This is a genomic window from Oleiphilus sp. HI0061 (assembly GCF_001635675.1).
In genome coordinates, this window is the sequence record NZ_LWFE01001170.1 from 1 (window position 1) to 1,130 (window position 1,130).

Below are 1,130 nucleotides of genomic sequence, written 5' to 3' on the forward strand. Positions count from 1 at the left end.
ATGCCATTTTTAAATCAAGTGCAGAGGGAGACAAAACAACACCAAGCGGCTTGGCCTTGGTTTTCGCTTTTGTCTGCAAATTTGGCTCAGCATCAGCTCCCTTGCTAACAGTACTCTTATCAACTTTTGGCTGAGTCACAATATTATCGCTAGCCTTTTTGACTTCACGACTCTCTTTTGCCACAACAGATTTCGTTGCTTTGCTTTCTTCCACGACACTTGTTCGCGCTTTTTTCTCAACAATAGCCGAGGCAACCGGCTCCACTCTTTTCTTTTCTTTTAGCGCAGATTCTTGCAAAACCTGAGTCTGTTTCGTCGCTACAGCAGGTTCGAGTAATTTAGGCCCGGCTATCTGCTTTTCATTTACTGTCTGCTCTTCGACAGGCATTGTCGGCGCTTGCTGTGAAAGCCCTGCTTCCGATTGAACCGCCCGCTCACTATTATTGTCTCTATCTCCAGAGACAACAGTGCTTTCCTCAGTCGACATAAGAATATAAGCAAACAAGCTCGCCACCAGAATGACCAAGACGACCAAAATAAGATCTTTCTGCTTAAAGCTACTTTGTTTGGGCTCGATCATGCTTTCTCGAGACACGCCCGTATCTAGGGAACCGGTTTGCTCAGGGGCTTTACGCTTCTCCAGATCCCTAAGCATATCATTGACTAAACTCATGAAAGCGCTCCAGGTAGAGGCATAGATCGCCACCAGGGTTTATGTGCGCTTTCCGTATCTTTAATCGCTGCTTTCATATGCTTCGCGGTCACTAGGTTTACACCCTCACCAAAGGCGCCCATCAGCGCCTTATGGCATAAAATATTTACCAAGCGAGGAATACCTTTGGATGCACTCACTAATAGTGAAATTGCTTTTGCTTCAAACAAACGACCACCGCTGTATCCTGCCAGGATCATTCGATGAGAAATATATTGTTCGACACCCTCCCTATCGAGCGGGCGAATTTCATGCTGAAACGTTATTCTTTGCTGCAGCTGTCGAAGACTTTTGCTATTCAACATTTCATCCAATTCTGGCTGACCAAAGAGTACAACCTGCATCAGTTTTGCCGATTCCGTTTCCAGGTTGGTGAGCAAGCGCAAGGCTTCTATAGTGTCTTCCGGCATCGATTGCG

2 protein-coding genes are annotated in these 1,130 nt (G+C 46.1%); both read right to left on the minus strand.

The features are described from left to right. Positions 1-673, minus strand: a 673-nt coding sequence (locus tag A3735_RS17820) for a hypothetical protein (RefSeq protein ID WP_156499743.1), incomplete at its 3' end; no start/stop codon positions are given. Then, the coding region (locus tag A3735_RS17825; protein WP_369820537.1) for an ExeA family protein at positions 670-1,130 on the minus strand (461 nt) is incomplete at its 5' end. The genes A3735_RS17820 and A3735_RS17825, both read right to left, overlap by 4 nt.